Raw genomic sequence first — 14,677 nt, 5'->3', positions numbered from 1 at the left:
ACGGCCTTCGGCCATACCTACACATTCGGCCCGGGTGGTGCCTTCAAAAGCGCCGCCCTTTCCGCATAAAAGCGGACCAACATTTTTCACGCGGGCTGCGACGCCCACGTCGTGAGCGCGTTTCAGGAGCAGTGAATGGCCATCAAGGCAAAGACGGTAGCGGTCAAGGATAAAGAAAAAGATCAGAAGGCCGCCGAGACTCCTGAGAAGGATGGGGCGGATGCTCCGTCGCCGTTGCTCGACCTGTCCGACGCCGCCGTCAAGAAGATGATCAAGCAGGCCAAGAAGCGCGGCTTCGTGACCTTCGATCAGCTCAACGAAGTGCTTCCGTCCGACACCACCTCGCCCGAACAGATCGAAGACATCATGGCGATGCTCTCCGACATGGGCATCAACGTGTCGGAATCCGACGACGCCGCGGACGAGGACGAGGAGAAGCAGGAAGAGGAAGCCGACGAGACCGACAACGAACTCGTCGAGGTCACCTCCAAGGCCGTCACCGAAACCAAGAAGTCCGAGCCCGGCGAGCGCACCGACGATCCGGTCCGCATGTATCTGCGCGAAATGGGCACCGTCGAGCTGTTGTCGCGCGAAGGCGAAATCGCCATCGCCAAACGCATCGAGGCCGGCCGCGAAGCGATGATCGCAGGACTCTGCGAAAGCCCGCTGACCTTTCAGGCCATCATCATCTGGCGCGACGAACTCAACGAAGGAAAGATCTTCCTTCGCGACATCATCGATCTTGAAGCGACCTACGCCGGTCCCGACGCCAAGAACAACATGAATCCTGCGATGATCGCCGGCCCCGTCGGGCCGGACGGTCAGCAGACCAATGCCATCATCAACGCCGACGGCACAGTGCAGGTGATGCCCGCGCAGGCCGCCGCCGCGCCCGCAGCGCCTCCGTCGGCGACGCCGTTCCGCCCCGCGCCTGCCGCAGGCGACGCCGGTGCAAGCCCCGCTGCGGACGACGACGAGGACGACGAGTTCGAGAACCAGATGTCGCTTGCGGCCATCGAGGCCGAGCTGAAGCCGAAGGTCGTCGAGACCTTCGACAAGATCGCAAGCGAGTACAAGAAGCTGCGCCGCCTGCAGGAGCAGGACATCCAGAACCAGCTTCAGAACGAGACGCTCTCGCCCGCGCAGGAGCGCAAGTACAAGAAGCTGAAGGACGAAATCGTCGTCGAGGTGAAGTCGCTGCGGCTCAACCAGGCGCGTATCGATTCGCTGGTCGAGCAGCTTTACGACATCAACAAGAAGCTGGTGTCGTTTGAGGGCCGTCTCTTCCGTCTGGGTGACAGCCACGGCGTCGGCCGCGACGACTTCCTGAAAAATTATGTGGGCTCGGAGCTTGATCCGCGCTGGCTCAACCGCGTCTCGAAACTGGCCGCCAAGGGCTGGAAGAATTTCGTCGCGGTGGAGAAGGACCGCATCAAGGAACTGCGCCACGAGATCCAGCAGCTGGCCGGATTGACCGGGCTCGAGATCGGCGAATTCCGCAAGATCGTGCACGGCGTGCAGAAGGGCGAGCGCGAAGCGCGGCAGGCCAAGAAGGAAATGGTCGAGGCCAATCTCCGTCTCGTGATTTCCATCGCCAAGAAATACACCAACCGCGGCTTGCAGTTCCTCGATCTCATTCAGGAAGGCAACATCGGCCTCATGAAGGCGGTCGATAAATTCGAATACCGCCGCGGCTACAAGTTCTCGACCTACGCGACGTGGTGGATTCGTCAGGCCATCACGCGCAGCATTGCAGACCAGGCGCGCACCATCCGTATTCCGGTGCATATGATCGAGACGATCAACAAGATCGTGCGCACCTCGCGCCAGATGCTGAACGAAATCGGCCGCGAGCCGACCCCGGAAGAACTGGCCGAGAAGCTCGGCATGCCGCTGGAGAAGGTGCGCAAGGTTCTCAAGATCGCCAAGGAGCCGCTCTCGCTCGAAACCCCGGTGGGCGACGAGGAAGATTCGCATCTCGGCGATTTCATCGAGGACAAGAACGCGATCCTGCCGATCGATGCTGCGATCCAGAGCAACCTGCGCGAAACCACGACCCGCGTGCTGGCGTCGCTCACGCCGCGCGAGGAGCGCGTGCTGCGCATGCGCTTCGGCATCGGCATGAACACCGATCACACGCTGGAAGAAGTCGGCCAGCAGTTCTCGGTGACCCGCGAACGTATCCGTCAGATCGAGGCGAAGGCGCTGCGCAAGCTGAAGCATCCGAGCAGGTCAAGGAAGCTGCGGAGCTTCTTGGATAATTGATTTCCGGACAAAGCATGCATCGAAAAACGGCGGGCCAAAAGCCCGCTGTTTTAAAATGAAGCCAGCTTTATTCAAAGCACATTGGGTCAATTTTAATGACACAGTTTAATTGGACGTGCCCTCATTGCTCTAGGCCGCAGATTGTAACTGACAAGAATTGGAAATTTGTGAGTGGGCATCTTCGGCTCACCGAGCTTGACATCGGCCAAGTGGGTATTCGCGTTAGAGGCATCTCCTGTTTAAATGAAGGCTGCAAAAAGCTGACGTTAAACTTGTACCTCTTGCATGCAACAGATCAAGGTTACTCATCTGAAGCATTGGGCGAAGGGCTGAAAGAATGGCAACTTATTCCGGAATCCTCTGCTGTTTCTCAACCTGAATTTATTCCAGAGCCGATACGTGAAGATTATTATGAGGCGTGCCGAATATCCAGCCTCAGTCCCAAGGCCAGCGCAACACTTGCGCGTCGTTGCTTGCAAGGCATGATACGCGACTTTTGCGGCATCGCTAAAGGGACGCTTGATGGCGAAATAAAAGAACTCCGAAATCTTTTAGATGAAAATAAAGCGCCATCCGGCGTTACATTTGAAACTATCGAAAGTATTGACCACGTCCGCTCGATCGGGAATATCGGCGCGCATATGGAGAAAGACATTAACTTGATTGTTGATGTTGAAGAAGGTGAGGCTAAAGCGCTTATTGGCTTGATAGAGATGCTATTCTCGGAATGGTATGTTGCTCGCCATAATCGCCGGCAAAGGCTCGCGCAAATCGCAGCAATTGCAGCGGATAAAAAGGCTCAGATAGCTGAAGCTAAAGCGGACAAAGCAAAAAATGCGATTGAAAAGCAAGATTAATCTTCATCGGGTTTTTTGGTTGCTTGGATTTTTTCCATTTGAAGCGGTTGGTTGGGTGGCTTGAGTGCTTGCGGAAAAGCAACCCGCGCGTGCGCCTGAGCGAGCGTCAATCGAGTGCATAATCACACCTCCACCCACTCCTTAAACTTCCCCGCCCAGTCTTTATGCCACCGCGACTGCGGCGGGCGGTTTTCCACGATATTGCCGGCGTCCGGAGGATCCGTTTCTCGTCGAGTGCGCGGGGCACGTCGTTGTCCGTGCAGAGAATGTGAGAATCCCCGGCGGCCAGTCGCTCCGGCATGAAAGCGATGATCCGCTCCATACGCACCCGTTTTTTCATGTAGGCTGGCGGCATTTCAACAAGTGATTTGAAAACGGGGATTTTGCCATGACCGCCAGTGAACCGATATTGCTCAGCCAGCGCGTCGCGCAGGTGTGTCTTTTTCTGGCGGGAGCCATCGCCATCTTCGGCGGCACGCTGCAGATGTATCTCGGCCAGCCGGAGACATCGCCGCGGCTCGACAATGTGCATCGCTTCATGGGCGGCATCTATCTGATGTCGGGCGTGACCGGGCTCTGGGTTGCGGCGACCATTCGCCAGCACAACACGCTGGTCTTCCTGCTCGCGCTTACGGTGCTGCTGGGCGGCCTCGGCCGCGTGCTGTCGATCACCAAGGTCGGCCTGCCCGAACCGGCGGCGGTCTGGATCGGCTATCTGGTTCCTGAACTGGTCCTGCCGTGGATCATCATCGCGGCGCAGGTCGTCACCAATCGCGCGATGGGCGGATCGCCGAACTGACTGCCGCCGGGCGAGCGCGCGCCGGTTGATTTGTGAGCGGCGTTACTTTCCGCCCTCCACAAACTTTTTAAACGCCTCTGCGTAATCCGGATGCCAGCGTGACAGCGGCGGGCGGTTCTCCACGATATCGCCCATCGCCCATGTCATGCGTTTCTCGTCGAGCGCGCGCGGCACGTCGTTGTCCGGGCAGAGAATATAGAAATCGCCTTTGCCGAGACTGTCGATCATGAACTCGATGGTCTGGTCCGCCGTCCATGCGCCTGCAGGCTTTTCCGTGCGGTTGCGCGCGGTAAGGCGCGTAAAGACAAAACCCGGGATCAGCAGATGCGCGCTCACCTGACAATCGGGCGTGTTGCGCAGTTCGTGCTGCAGCGCCTCGGTGAACGCCTTCACGCCAGCCTTGGCGACGTTGTAGGCCGGGTCGCCCGGCGGCGTGGTGATGCCCTGCTTGGAGCCGGTGTTGATGATCAGCCCCGGCCCTCCGCGCGCGATCATGCCCGGCGCGAACACCTGCGCGCCGTGGATGATGCCCCATAGGTTGACGTTGAGGACGTGCTGCCACGTATTCGCCGGGCCGAACATCTGGCTGCCGGGCTGGATGCCGGCGTTGTTCATCAGCACATCGGTGCCGCCGAACCGCGCGCGCACGGCGGACTCCAGCCGTTCGATCTGTTCGCGATGGCTGACGTCGATGGCAAGCGACATGATGTTGTCGCTGCCGCCGGGCGCCACGTAGGTCAGCAGTTCAGCTGCGCGGGCGAGCTTCTCGTCGTCGTGATCCGCGATACAGACTTTCAGGCCGAGCCTGGCGAAATGACTGGCGGCGGCGAGGCCGATGCCGGACGCACCGCCGGTGATGACGGCGACGGCATTCGGGGTGAGGGCGGGATGGGACACGTGACTTCTCCGGGACAATGTTGATGTCGAAGCGCAGGCCGCATGAAACAGCGCTGCCCCAATTTAGCTCCGCTTGTGAGCGGGAATATGTCACGCGCCGTGGGCGGTTGCCGAACCGGTTGAGTTTGCACGCGCATTCGGGATTTGAACGGCGGGCCGCCGTCATTGTTCGAACGCAAATCCCGTGTCATCATCGCAGGATATTATGCAAATGGAGCCATATTTCATGCGCGTGTTCGCGGCCGTCCTCTCCACGCTCCTTCTCGCCACCGCCACGCCGTCGTTTGCCGCGCGTTGCGGCGGCGATTTCCAGACCTTCGTGTCCGCCATGTCGCAGGAGGCGGCGGCTGCGGGGATTTCGCAGGGCGTGATCAGCCAGGCGTTCGCGGGCGTGACGCCGGACCCCGCGGTGCTGTCGTTCGACCGCCGCCAGCGCGGCACCTTCAACAAGACCTTCGAGCAGTACGTCTCCACCCGCGTCGGCGCCGGGCGCATCAACACCGGCAAGGCGATGATGCAGCGTCATGCGGCGCTGCTGGGGCGGATCGAGCAGCGCTTCGGCGTGCCGAAGGAAATCGTGGTTGCGATCTGGGGTCTGGAATCGGATTTCGGCAAGGGCGATATCGGCAAGATGCCGGTGATCCGCACGCTCACGACCATGGCGCATGATTGCCGCCGCACCGAACTGTTTCAGGGCGAACTGCTGGCGGCGCTGAAGATTCTCCAGCGCGGCGATCTTCCGCAGCGCGATCTGGTCGGCGCGTTTGCCGGTGAACTCGGCCAGACGCAATTCCTGCCGTCGTCCTATATCAAGTACGGCGTCGATTTCGACGGCAACGGCCATGTCGATCTGCGCCACAGCGTGCCGGACGTGCTTGCTTCCACCGCCAATCTTCTCAAGACCGCGGGGTTCAAGGGCGGCCAGCCGTATGGCGAAGGCACCGCGAACTTCGAGGCCATGCGCGAATGGAACAGGGCGACCATCTATCGCAAGACCATCGGCTATTTCGCCGATCGTCTTGCGGAGCGGTGATCGCTCGCCAGGGTTTTAGGCAACATGGAATGAAAAGGGCGGCAGTGATGCCGCCCTTTTTGATGAGACGAATTGGCTCGCTTCACATCTTCGTCTTGGCATAGGCGACGAGCTGGTCGAGCGCCGTGCCCCAGCCGTTGTGAAACCCCATGTCCTCATGGGTTTTCTTCCCGGCCTCGTCCTTGTGAATTGCACATGCGGTATACTTCGTGCCGCCCGTGACCGGCTCCATGAGGACAACGCCGGTGAAGAACCCGTCGTCGCGCGGCCGGAAGCCGGGCAGAAGCGCGTCGGTGAAGACAAGCTTGCGGTGATCCACGACTTCGAGACAGCAGCCGATATTGTTCATGTCCTGCCCTTCGGGTGAGCGCATCACGGTGCGAAAGATGCCACCGGGTCGCAGGTCGATCTCGCAGTCCACCGTTTTCCACGGCGCGGGCGTGAACCACTGCATCAGGTGCTTCGGCTCGGTCCATGCCTTCCAGACCAGTTCGACGGGTACATCAATGGTCCGTTCAAGAACGAGATCGAGTTTGGGATCGATTTTGTACGCGGTCACTTTCGTTTCTCCATGGCGTTGAGTTGTCTGAGGTAATCGTCGAGCTGGTCGAGTCTTCTGGTCCAGAGCGTGCGCTGCGCGCCGATCCAGCCTTCGGCGTCCTCGAGTGGCTTCGGTTTGAGGTGGCAGGTGCGCACCCGCCCGACCTTTTTCGAGCGGACGAGGCCGCATTCCTCCAGCACCTTGAGATGCTGAAGAAACGTCGGCAGCGCCATGTCGAACGGCTGCGCGAGGTCGCTGACCGTGGCCGGCCCGGAGCTGAGGGTTGCGAGCACCGCGCGCCGGGTCGGATCGGAGAGGGCGCGAAACGTGTCGCTAAGGCGGGTTTGTTGGTTAGTCATGTGGCTAACTATATTCGCGCGGAAAGTTAGGTCAATGCCTAAGTGTTGCGGCGTGCGGTCGCAGGGGCCGTGTCGCGAAACTAAGGTCAGACAAATGTGATTTGAGGTTCGTACACGCTGCGCGGAGAACAGAAGCGAGGGCTGAAATGCCAGACCTGGAATAATGCGAGGCTTGAATACGGAGCTTAGGCTACGAGCCTGGAATGTGCGGGCCGGGAGCAAGCTCAACCGGCAGCTCGGGCGAAGCAGCTCCGCCCGAGCCACTTCAAACTTTAGAACTACTTCTTGGCCTTCGCCTTCTTGGCCTTCTTTACGGTCTTCTTCGCCTTCTTCGCCTTCTTGGCTTTCTTCGCCATAACATCCCTCATGGGGTTTGAGTTGACGTCAACGTCACGAGGCATGCTCGGCGATAGGCCAGCGCGCAGCCTCGACTCCAATCCGAGCCGATTCGCTGAAATTTGTCGCCTGTTTTTCAACATTGTGCAGGCTTCGTGACAGCGTCGCCCCTTTTTCCTGTGGATGACGGCCGCGCAGTCAGGGTTAACAGCTCGCAAAGCTCTTTCGTTTCACTTTCGCGATCGCACGTGACACGCGCCTTGATGCGTGAATGGCTTTCGTTTCGCCATGCGCGTTCGCGGCGTTCATCAATTCACAACCACAGCGCGGTTTATCCGGTGCGGGTCAGACTCCGTTAATCGCGACCCTGCAAGGATGCATCCGGCTTCGGGGGGAGGCAGATTCCGAAACATACGGGATCGGGAGCGGGTGATGGATCGCACAATGATCGATATCAGGGACAGGGCACAAGACGCGGGCAACCGCGCACCCTGGACTCACCCATGCTAAGCGTTCCGACCCTCTGGATCGTCTTCGTCGTCAATTTCACCGCGATCGGTGTCATCTGGACCTACGTCGCGCGTAGCTATCCGAACCTCGAAGCAGCCCGTTTCTGGACCGGCGGCGCGTTTGTCGCGGCGCTTGGCGCCGCCGTCGCGATGTCGCGCAGCGCCATCGATCCCGAGGCGCGGGTGCTCATGCTCATTCCGCTGGTGATCGGCGGCTCGATCCTGGTTCTCGCGATCTGCCTTGCGGCGATGGGCATCAGGCAGTTTTACGGCAAGCCGGTGTCATGGCGCTCCACGGCGATCATCGCCGGCGTCAATTTTGTCGGCCTCTCGTATTTCGTCTGGCATGACAGCATGCCGATGCGCATCCTGATCTACTCGGTGTGCCAGTCGCTGCCGATCGTCATGACGCTGCCCCTGCTGCTGTCGCGCCAGAACAGGCACAAGCACCCCGGCGCATTTCTGGCCGGCATGATCGCGATCCTGATGATCGCCATCTATGCCCTGCGTTCCGTCGCGGGCCTGCTGCACGTCGGCGGCAATGTCTCTCTGGTCGATTTCAACCAGTTTCAGGCCATGTTGATCCTGATGCTGGTTTTCCTGTCCATGATGTGGAATTTCGGCTTCCTGCTGATGACCATCGACCGGCTGCGCGCCGAGGTCGCGGATCTCGCGATGTTCGACGATCTCACCGGCGTCGCCAATCGCCGCCAGTTGCTGGCCCGGCTCGACGAGGAATGCGCCCGCTCCGGCCGGACCGGCGATGCATTCGCGCTGCTGATGATCGATCTCGACGGCTTCAAGGAAGTCAACGACGGCCACGGCCATGCCGCGGGCGACGAGTGCCTGCGGCTGTTCACCCGCGCGGCCGGAAGCCGGCTGCGCACCGGCGATCTGCTCGCTCGCATGGGCGGCGACGAATTCTGCGTGGTGCTGCCGTCGACGACGTTGCGCGAAGGTGCGATGGTCGCGCGCCATGTGCTGGAAGCCTGCCAGAGCGAGACTGTGCAGTGGAACGGCGCGCCGCTGGCGCTGACCGCCTCGATTGGCGTCGCGCAGTGGCGATCCGAAATCGGCCTGAATTCGGACCGGCTGATCGCCGCTGCCGACCGGGCACTCTACATGGCCAAGAAGGACGGCAAGAACGGCTATGCGGTGTTCGACGCGACCCCGCTGGAAGCCGAGCCGGTGATGCGCAAGACGGCCTGAGAGCTGGACGGCAGTGCGCCGTCCCTCCCTCGAATATGGATTATTTCTCTTCCTCGAATGTCACGGCGACATCGGCATTGGCCGACAGCCTGACCTTGTCGCCTTCCACGCCGGCAACCAGTCCCTGCTCGATATAGTGATGGTGGCCCTTGTGCCGGCCCACTCCGCTGTCCGCTTTGGTCAGCTTGATCCGGCCGCCCTCCATGCGATCGACGGTGCCGACATGCACGCCGTCCGCCCCGATGACTTCCATGTGTTCTTTGATTGCGTTTGCGCTCATCTGGGTCTCCTTTCGTGACACCCGTTAACGCGCGGATGGCCAAAGCGTTCAGACCGGGGCGCGGCTTATTGGGCTGATCCGCCAGATAGATCACCGCCGGGCCAACAGAAGTGCTAGCGTCGCGCAGGTAATACGCACCGGCAACAGGAGGGACGCGATGGCAAAAGGCAAGGACAAGGGCAGCAAGGAAGCCAAGAAACCGAAGGCCGACAAGAACGCGCCGAAGGGCGCCGGCTCCAGCTATCAGCAGAGCAAGGGCGGCAAGAAGTAGCGCGCGGACCTCGCTTTTTCTTCAGACACGAGACCATCGCCGGATCGTAAGATCCGGCGATTTTTGTTGGATGGCAGGCTGATCGCGGTGCCGTTACGGCCTATCTCGATCCAGCGTTCGAGAACCAGAGCGTTGCGTTATAGAGATCGGTATTGGCCTGATCCGGCGACGCCGAGGGGGTCACCTTGTGATCGGCCACCAGCAGATGCGCCCCGGTCTTCACAATGGGAACGGACGCCACGCCATCGGCGTCGGCAATAAAACGCGGAATATCTTTTTCTGGAATGGCGGTGACTCCGTCGCCGCGTTCAACGGCCGCGCCGGGCAGCGGCTGTCCGCGAAAATAGACCCGCAGCCTGAGTGTGTCGCCGGCTTTGGCCGCGGCGGGATCGGACAGCGGCACGAGTTCAAGTTCGTGGCCCAGAACGGTCTGCCATGGCGAACCGGGGCCGCTCACGGCCTTGGCGAATTTCGCGGACCACAGCGTTTCCACTGCATCGGGCACAAGACGCCGCGTGGCGTTGCGGATTGTGCCGTCCTGCTGCCGCACCCAGAGACCGTTGTCGTAGCGGGCTGCGAACAGGCTACGGCCGTCGTCCGCGAACGGGCGCGTGGTGGCGACGCCAAAGCCGCTCTCCTGCGTGGCCGTGATGCCGGCGAGTAATGATGACCTGCCGCCGGAGGTGACGGCATCGAGATCGAGAATCTTGTCGGGCATAGTGGGCGGCCGGTCGTCGGGATGCCCATAATTGACCACAACCCGGCGCTGCTGCGCGTCGCCCGCGAAGCTCAGCCACATGTCATGAGCGAGTGCGGCAGAGGGGAGCGTCGCCGCGATGAGAAGCGCGAACGCCGCGCGAGACAATCCACGGTTCATTTGGTCACCATTGAAGAGGCGGCCGACGCCACCGCGGTCGGAAAGCGGTAGGTCACGCCGCCGAGCACGGTCAATACCGGCTGCGCGCTGACGAAAATATCCGCGGAGGTGGCCCCGGTCGGATTGCCGAAATTGATCGCGATCTCGCTCAGGCGATTGCCGGGATACCATGTGGCCTGCGTGAACGCGCTCCAGCCGTCGCTCCATGTGTAGGCGAGCTTGCCGGTCACGCGCGCATACGGCGACGTGGTGATCGCTCCGTCTTGCGTCAGGTTTTTCTTGCCGACGAACGTGACATAGGCGCTGCCGGAGAAGCGCTCCGCGTTGCGATGGGCGACATCGAAATCGATGCCGACATTGGCGATATAATCCGGCACGTTGGGCACGAAGTAGGACGGCGCGGCATCGAGCAGTTGCGCGCGCACGCCGCTGTAGTTCGCGAACACCGCGACGCTGTTCGCCGGGTCCTTGATCACGAAGAACCGCCCGTCGAGATCGAAGCCGTCGCGCCGCGCCTTGCCGAGGAACGTGACCGGAAGCCCCGGCGCCGGCTGGAAGGATTCGTTCTGCGAATCCGTCGTCCAGTAATCGGCAAGAAATTTGAACCGGTCGAACGTGAACTGCACGCCGCCTTCCGTGCTGACGATCCTGAACGGCTGGATGCCGGGATTGCCGATCAGCTCCAGCGGCACGTCGATGCTGCGGAAGCCCTGGCCGTAATTCGCGAACAGCTCGAGCCAGCGCACCGGCGTAATCGCGATGCCGAGCTTGGGGCTGGCGATGCCGGGCGAAATATTCGGCGTGCCGCCGGGCGTCAGCCGGTCGTTGATGTCATAGATGAACTGGTCGAAGCGGCCGCCAGCGGTCAGCTTCAGCCACGACACCGGCTTGATCTGGACCTGACCGAACGCCGCGATGTTGTGCTGGGTCACGCCGACATCGATCACCGGCGCGCCGGTGACAACGCGTGCTGTCGTCCCGGCCTGGAATGCGTTGATGATATCCGTGCGCCAGTTGCTGCCGACCAGCACCTGCACCGGCATGTCGTCGCCGACAGCAGCAGTCCAGACCTTGCTGATGCGGCCGCCGGCCATGATGCGGTCGTCGTGCTGCCAGCGCTGGCCGCCGCCGAAGTCGGCATAGCGGTTGAAGTAATCATGGCTGACGAACAGCGCGCCCTTGAGTTCCTGATCCTTCGCGCCGGACGCATAGTTGACCACGACGTTCTGCAACTGCTTGTTGCCGCCGTCGGTCGCATTGGTCGCCGCGCGCTCCGGCAGTTTGCCGGACAGGATGTCGTCGCGGCTGGCATAGCCCGGCGCGCTGAAGTCCGTGCCGTAGGCCTGCGCGCGGAATGACACGGTCGCGCCGTTGTCGAGCGTGGTCGTGATCTTGTTGAACGAGTTATAGCGCTCGATGAAGCTGTTATCGCGGTAGCCGTCGGTGCGGAAACCTTCCAGCGCCAAAAATGGCAGCCACGCGCCCTGCGTGGTGCTGTAGGTCGCGACACCGCGCGCCGTGCCCTGCGTGCCGCCGGACAGGCCGACGCTGCCGAACGGCTCGGAGTCTTTCGTGGTGATGTTGACCGAGCCGCCGAGATTGGAATCGCCGTACTCCACCGAGAACGGCCCGCGCACCACCTCGATGCTCTTCACGGTTTCCGGCAGCAGGATGTTGAGGTCAGCGTAGTTCGGCGTATGCAGCGACGAGACTTCGTTGACCGGCACGCCATCGATATAATACGCGATGTCGCGGCCGTGCTCGGCCTCGGTATAGCCGCGCAGCGAAATGCCTTGCCCGATCGCGCCCTGACCGAAGTTCGACACGTTGAAGCCCGGCAGCGAGCGGAAAATATCGGCATAGCTGCCGACCGGCAGCCGCTGGATCTGGCGCGCGTCGATGACGGTGGTGGCCGCCGGAAGCGCCGAGGTGGACGCAGAGACATCGCCGCGTCCGGTGTCGGGCGATGGCGCAGCCGTGGCTTGAGACAACGCACGTTGCGCAACGCGCGGCTGGCGCGCGCGCCGTGTCTGCGCCGTGCGCGGAGAGATCACGGTGATGGCGGGAAGCGCATTCGCCTCGGGCGCACTTGAAGAAGCAGGCGCGGTGGCCGTCTGTGCATGCGCCGCCGCGTGCAGCAACGCCAGTGACGCAACCGCCGCCGGCGCCGAAAGGCGAGCGGATAAAGAACGCAACACATGCCCCCGCATGACAGAAAACGTGGCGTCACCCGTTGTGTCAGGTCACGCCGCACCTCGAATGAACCCGGCAGGGGAAACTAACATCGCGCAGTATGACGATACAAGACAAACGTCATACTCACCAACAGCGCATCAATCGAACCAGTCGGCGCGGTCTTCCGGAATTTTTCCGCGCGCGCCTGTGTTGGTCACGGCCTTGAACATCTCGCACAACTCGTACTCCAGGAATTCATTGGCGAGGATCAGCGCGCGCACGGTGCTGCGCAGGTCGCCGCCGCATGCCGCGATGGCCTGATCCGCAGCAGCGTCGAGCCGCTCCGATTCCGGCTGCGGGCCGGAGGCGAGATTGTTCAGCATGGCGATGATCCGTATTTCAGTGTGACGCGCATGTTCGCGTTTTGTTCTTATGGAGTCAAGCAGAACAATCTCATCCCGGTGAGTTGCTCACGCTCATCGTCAACAGCTTATCAATGACGCTCACGCGCAGCTTGCGATGAATTCAGCGCCGCACGTGGGAAACGAAGCGCCCGCGCATCACAAACGCGAGACGCAAAAAAACCCGGAGCGAACTCCGGGTTTTCCTGATGAAAGCGATCGGCCGTTACCAGGGATTGTAAGGATTCATATCCACCGGGCTCTGGTCGTTGCTGTGGTTGCGCTGATAGCTGCGCTGGCGGTAGTAGCCGCCGCCGTAGTAGCTGGGCTCGGCATAGCCATAAGCCGGTTCGTCGTAATAGGCGGGGCCGCCGTAGTAATTGTAGGAGCTGGCGTTGGCGGCGGCGGCACCCGCAATGAGCGCGCCGGCTGCGATGCCGAAACCGATCGCAGCGTTACGGCCTCCGCGTGCTTCCGCAGGAGCCGAGATTGTCGCGAGTGCGGCGACTGTCGCCAGAGCGATTGCAATACGTTTCATGAGAAAATCCTTTCAGTGACCGGCATGACAACCCGCCAGCCCGCGGAAAGTTCCGTCCGCTAAGCCGTTGAACCGGCAGGCTCCGTCCGCGTTGTTCGATGTCAGAAAACCGGATCGCAGGAGTGGTCCATGCCCTATGCCCTTTTCGTCGAAAACGAACAGATCAGCCGCTCGCTGCCGACGCAGAACGACGTCTGGCATTACGCCGACGATGCCGGGCTTGTGGTGGACGCGCTGATTCAGGATTCGACCGGCAAGCCCGAGCGCGTGCTTGAGCAGGGCTACAGCATCCGCGAGGCGGAGCCGGAAGAGCAGCAGCCGCTGCCGGGCCTGGAGATGCCGAGCCATATGACGTGAGGCGCTGACGTAAGCCGCGCCGGCCCGCGCGCCGCAGCGTCGCGGTGACGATCGGCAACGGGCCGACCTATCTGTTCAAGGTGAAAGCCCCGCGCGGCCGAAGATTTATTCTTACGAAGGCGACTGGCAGAAGCCGGACGCGGTCGAGGGTGCTGCGAGTGGTGTCGGCGAAGGGATGGAGATCAAGCTGGCGATGTGAGAACGCTTGTGCTCACATGAAACCCTCAGATCAAAAGCCGAACAAGGGGATGATTTGGCTGTGGGGGGAAACTAACTTCCTCTTTAAAAACTTCGCGCCACGGCTTGTCTTGCGCATCATGCGCATCGAGTGCTTCGCTAAATTTTACGCAAACGGCGAACTGATGAGTTAGTTTGCTGTAGAATCGTGCTTTCTCTCGAAAATCATCAATTTCATGCTTATAAAGTTTGCCTCCTGCAAAGAGATCGGGATGAGCATGAAGCGCAACGTCTTTTCGAGGGTCGAACGCTTTTCCACCCGTTTCACTATGCAGAACGATCCAATGCGCGATTTTATTTCTGGTAGAATCAATACCCCTTAATTTCTTAGATAGAGAGTCGAAGAATATTTTGTATTCGTCGCCAAAACTGAGGTGCAATAATTTACCCATCATTTTGAGTCGAGCTTGTGTATTCAAAATGGAAGAGAATACCACGTATGACTTTTGAATATCCGCACCAAGGATACGTTGGAAAAGTAACGCTAGGTGCATCTCTAGCTCCGCATACTGATTAATCGCATCAGATCGAGCTATGGCAAATTGATTTGCAGCTTTTTGCTGGTCGCTTTGTTTGCCAAATTCTTCAGTCAAGAAGCCCTCCTACTTTCAATTGGAAAACCAGACTACGCTGGAAGTTAGATCAAAGAACAGTATATAGGAAAATAGTCCTTGACATTCCTAGGCGCCTAATCCATCCTCGCGCCATCCCGCCTCACTTGAGGGGCGTTGCCAGG

General features: G+C 60.5%; 15 protein-coding genes and 1 pseudogene. 6 read left to right on the top strand and 10 right to left on the bottom strand.

The window, feature by feature from the left end:
* Positions 1-135 precede the first annotated feature (135 nt).
* Together rpoD and AC07UB_RS20330 are read left to right on the top strand one after the other, a co-directional pair.
* Positions 136-2,265 carry an RNA polymerase sigma factor RpoD gene (gene rpoD / locus AC07UB_RS20335; protein ID WP_492791982.1) on the top strand — a complete coding sequence of 710 codons (2,130 nt, stop codon included), beginning with the start codon at positions 136-138 and terminating at the stop codon, positions 2,263-2,265.
* Between the two features lie 167 nt (positions 2,266-2,432).
* Positions 2,433-3,122 carry a DUF4145 domain-containing protein gene (locus AC07UB_RS20330; protein WP_494653839.1) on the top strand — a complete coding sequence of 230 codons (690 nt, stop codon included), beginning with the start codon at positions 2,433-2,435 and terminating at the stop codon, positions 3,120-3,122.
* Positions 3,123-3,244: 122 nt separating this feature from the next.
* On the opposite strand, the pseudogene AC07UB_RS20325 reads toward AC07UB_RS20330, so the two are convergent.
* Positions 3,245-3,441, bottom strand: a pseudogene (locus tag AC07UB_RS20325) (short-chain dehydrogenase); the annotation flags it as partial.
* Between the two features lie 69 nt (positions 3,442-3,510).
* On the opposite strand from AC07UB_RS20325, the gene AC07UB_RS20320 reads away from it, so the two are divergent.
* Entirely contained in the window at positions 3,511-3,921 is a 411-nt protein-coding gene (locus tag AC07UB_RS20320; protein ID WP_494653840.1) for a DUF4345 domain-containing protein, read from the top strand.
* 42 nt (positions 3,922-3,963) lie between these two features.
* On the opposite strand, the gene AC07UB_RS20315 is transcribed toward AC07UB_RS20320, so the two are convergent.
* Positions 3,964-4,818 (bottom strand): SDR family NAD(P)-dependent oxidoreductase, encoded by an 855-nt coding sequence (locus AC07UB_RS20315; RefSeq protein ID WP_494653841.1) that lies wholly within the window; start codon positions 4,816-4,818, stop codon positions 3,964-3,966.
* Positions 4,819-5,044: 226 nt separating this feature from the next.
* Here AC07UB_RS20315 and AC07UB_RS20310 point away from each other — a divergent pair, with 226 nt between their 5' ends.
* Positions 5,045-5,851, top strand: coding sequence for a lytic murein transglycosylase (locus AC07UB_RS20310; protein ID WP_492792774.1), 807 nt, complete (start codon positions 5,045-5,047; stop codon positions 5,849-5,851).
* An 82-nt stretch (positions 5,852-5,933) separates the two neighbouring features.
* On the opposite strand, the gene AC07UB_RS20305 is transcribed toward AC07UB_RS20310, so the two are convergent.
* Positions 5,934-6,410, bottom strand: a complete 477-nt coding sequence (locus tag AC07UB_RS20305) for an SRPBCC family protein (protein ID WP_492791987.1) — start codon at positions 6,408-6,410, stop codon at positions 5,934-5,936.
* A complete protein-coding gene (locus AC07UB_RS20300) occupies positions 6,407-6,751 on the bottom strand; it encodes an ArsR/SmtB family transcription factor (protein ID WP_492791988.1) in 345 nt (114 codons plus the stop codon). Before AC07UB_RS20300 ends, AC07UB_RS20305 begins: the two co-directional genes overlap by 4 nt.
* An 839-nt stretch (positions 6,752-7,590) precedes the next feature.
* Between AC07UB_RS20300 and AC07UB_RS20295 the strand changes: the two genes are divergently transcribed.
* Positions 7,591-8,805 (top strand): GGDEF domain-containing protein, encoded by a 1,215-nt coding sequence (locus AC07UB_RS20295; protein ID WP_492791989.1) that lies wholly within the window; start codon positions 7,591-7,593, stop codon positions 8,803-8,805.
* Positions 8,806-8,845: 40 nt separating this feature from the next.
* On the opposite strand, the gene AC07UB_RS20290 is transcribed toward AC07UB_RS20295, so the two are convergent.
* The 5 genes from AC07UB_RS20290 to AC07UB_RS20270 all read right to left on the bottom strand — a co-directional run bounded on the left by AC07UB_RS20290 (position 8,846) and on the right by AC07UB_RS20270 (position 13,347).
* On the bottom strand, positions 8,846-9,085 hold the full coding sequence (locus AC07UB_RS20290) for a DUF2171 domain-containing protein (RefSeq protein WP_492791990.1): 240 nt from the start codon (positions 9,083-9,085) through the stop codon (positions 8,846-8,848).
* A 371-nt stretch (positions 9,086-9,456) separates the two neighbouring features.
* The gene (locus AC07UB_RS20285; RefSeq protein ID WP_492791991.1) at positions 9,457-10,233 is read right to left on the bottom strand and encodes a DUF4198 domain-containing protein; all 777 of its coding nucleotides are present in this window, start codon (positions 10,231-10,233) and stop codon (positions 9,457-9,459) included.
* Entirely contained in the window at positions 10,230-12,428 is a 2,199-nt protein-coding gene (locus AC07UB_RS20280) for a TonB-dependent receptor (RefSeq protein ID WP_494653843.1), read from the bottom strand. The genes AC07UB_RS20285 and AC07UB_RS20280 overlap by 4 nt, the downstream gene beginning before the upstream one ends.
* Before the next feature lie 138 nt (positions 12,429-12,566).
* Positions 12,567-12,791 (bottom strand): hypothetical protein, encoded by a 225-nt coding sequence (locus AC07UB_RS20275; protein WP_492791993.1) that lies wholly within the window; start codon positions 12,789-12,791, stop codon positions 12,567-12,569.
* A gap of 244 nt (positions 12,792-13,035) precedes the next feature.
* Positions 13,036-13,347 carry a hypothetical protein gene (locus AC07UB_RS20270; RefSeq protein ID WP_494653845.1) on the bottom strand — a complete coding sequence of 104 codons (312 nt, stop codon included), beginning with the start codon at positions 13,345-13,347 and terminating at the stop codon, positions 13,036-13,038.
* Between the two features lie 129 nt (positions 13,348-13,476).
* Between AC07UB_RS20270 and AC07UB_RS20265 the strand changes: the two genes are divergently transcribed.
* Entirely contained in the window at positions 13,477-13,704 is a 228-nt protein-coding gene (locus AC07UB_RS20265) for a hypothetical protein (protein ID WP_494653847.1), read from the top strand.
* Between the two features lie 224 nt (positions 13,705-13,928).
* On the opposite strand, the gene AC07UB_RS20260 is transcribed toward AC07UB_RS20265, so the two are convergent.
* Positions 13,929-14,534, bottom strand: coding sequence for a hypothetical protein (locus tag AC07UB_RS20260; RefSeq protein ID WP_494653849.1), 606 nt, complete (start codon positions 14,532-14,534; stop codon positions 13,929-13,931).
* Between the last annotated feature and the right edge of the window lie 143 nt (positions 14,535-14,677).

This window comes from Afipia sp. GW821-FHT04G03, assembly GCF_059419985.1.
This window is presented reverse-complemented; position numbering and strand designations above follow the sequence as displayed.

Excerpts from the sequence above, each read along its gene's own strand:
- AC07UB_RS20295 (WP_492791989.1), top strand. The coding sequence starts at position 7,591 with ATGCTAAGCGTTCCGACCCTCTGGATCGTCTTCGTCGTCAATTTCACC.
- AC07UB_RS20300 (WP_492791988.1), bottom strand. The coding sequence starts at position 6,751 with ATGACTAACCAACAAACCCGCCTTAGCGACACGTTTCGCGCCCTCTCC.
- AC07UB_RS20275 (WP_492791993.1), bottom strand. The coding sequence starts at position 12,791 with ATGCTGAACAATCTCGCCTCCGGCCCGCAGCCGGAATCGGAGCGGCTC.
- AC07UB_RS20290 (WP_492791990.1), bottom strand. The coding sequence starts at position 9,085 with ATGAGCGCAAACGCAATCAAAGAACACATGGAAGTCATCGGGGCGGAC.
- AC07UB_RS20270 (WP_494653845.1), bottom strand. The coding sequence starts at position 13,347 with ATGAAACGTATTGCAATCGCTCTGGCGACAGTCGCCGCACTCGCGACA.
- AC07UB_RS20265 (WP_494653847.1), top strand. The coding sequence starts at position 13,477 with ATGCCCTATGCCCTTTTCGTCGAAAACGAACAGATCAGCCGCTCGCTG.
- AC07UB_RS20310 (WP_492792774.1), top strand. The coding sequence starts at position 5,045 with ATGCGCGTGTTCGCGGCCGTCCTCTCCACGCTCCTTCTCGCCACCGCC.
- rpoD (WP_492791982.1), top strand. The coding sequence starts at position 136 with ATGGCCATCAAGGCAAAGACGGTAGCGGTCAAGGATAAAGAAAAAGAT.
- AC07UB_RS20285 (WP_492791991.1), bottom strand. The coding sequence starts at position 10,233 with ATGAACCGTGGATTGTCTCGCGCGGCGTTCGCGCTTCTCATCGCGGCG.
- AC07UB_RS20320 (WP_494653840.1), top strand. The coding sequence starts at position 3,511 with ATGACCGCCAGTGAACCGATATTGCTCAGCCAGCGCGTCGCGCAGGTG.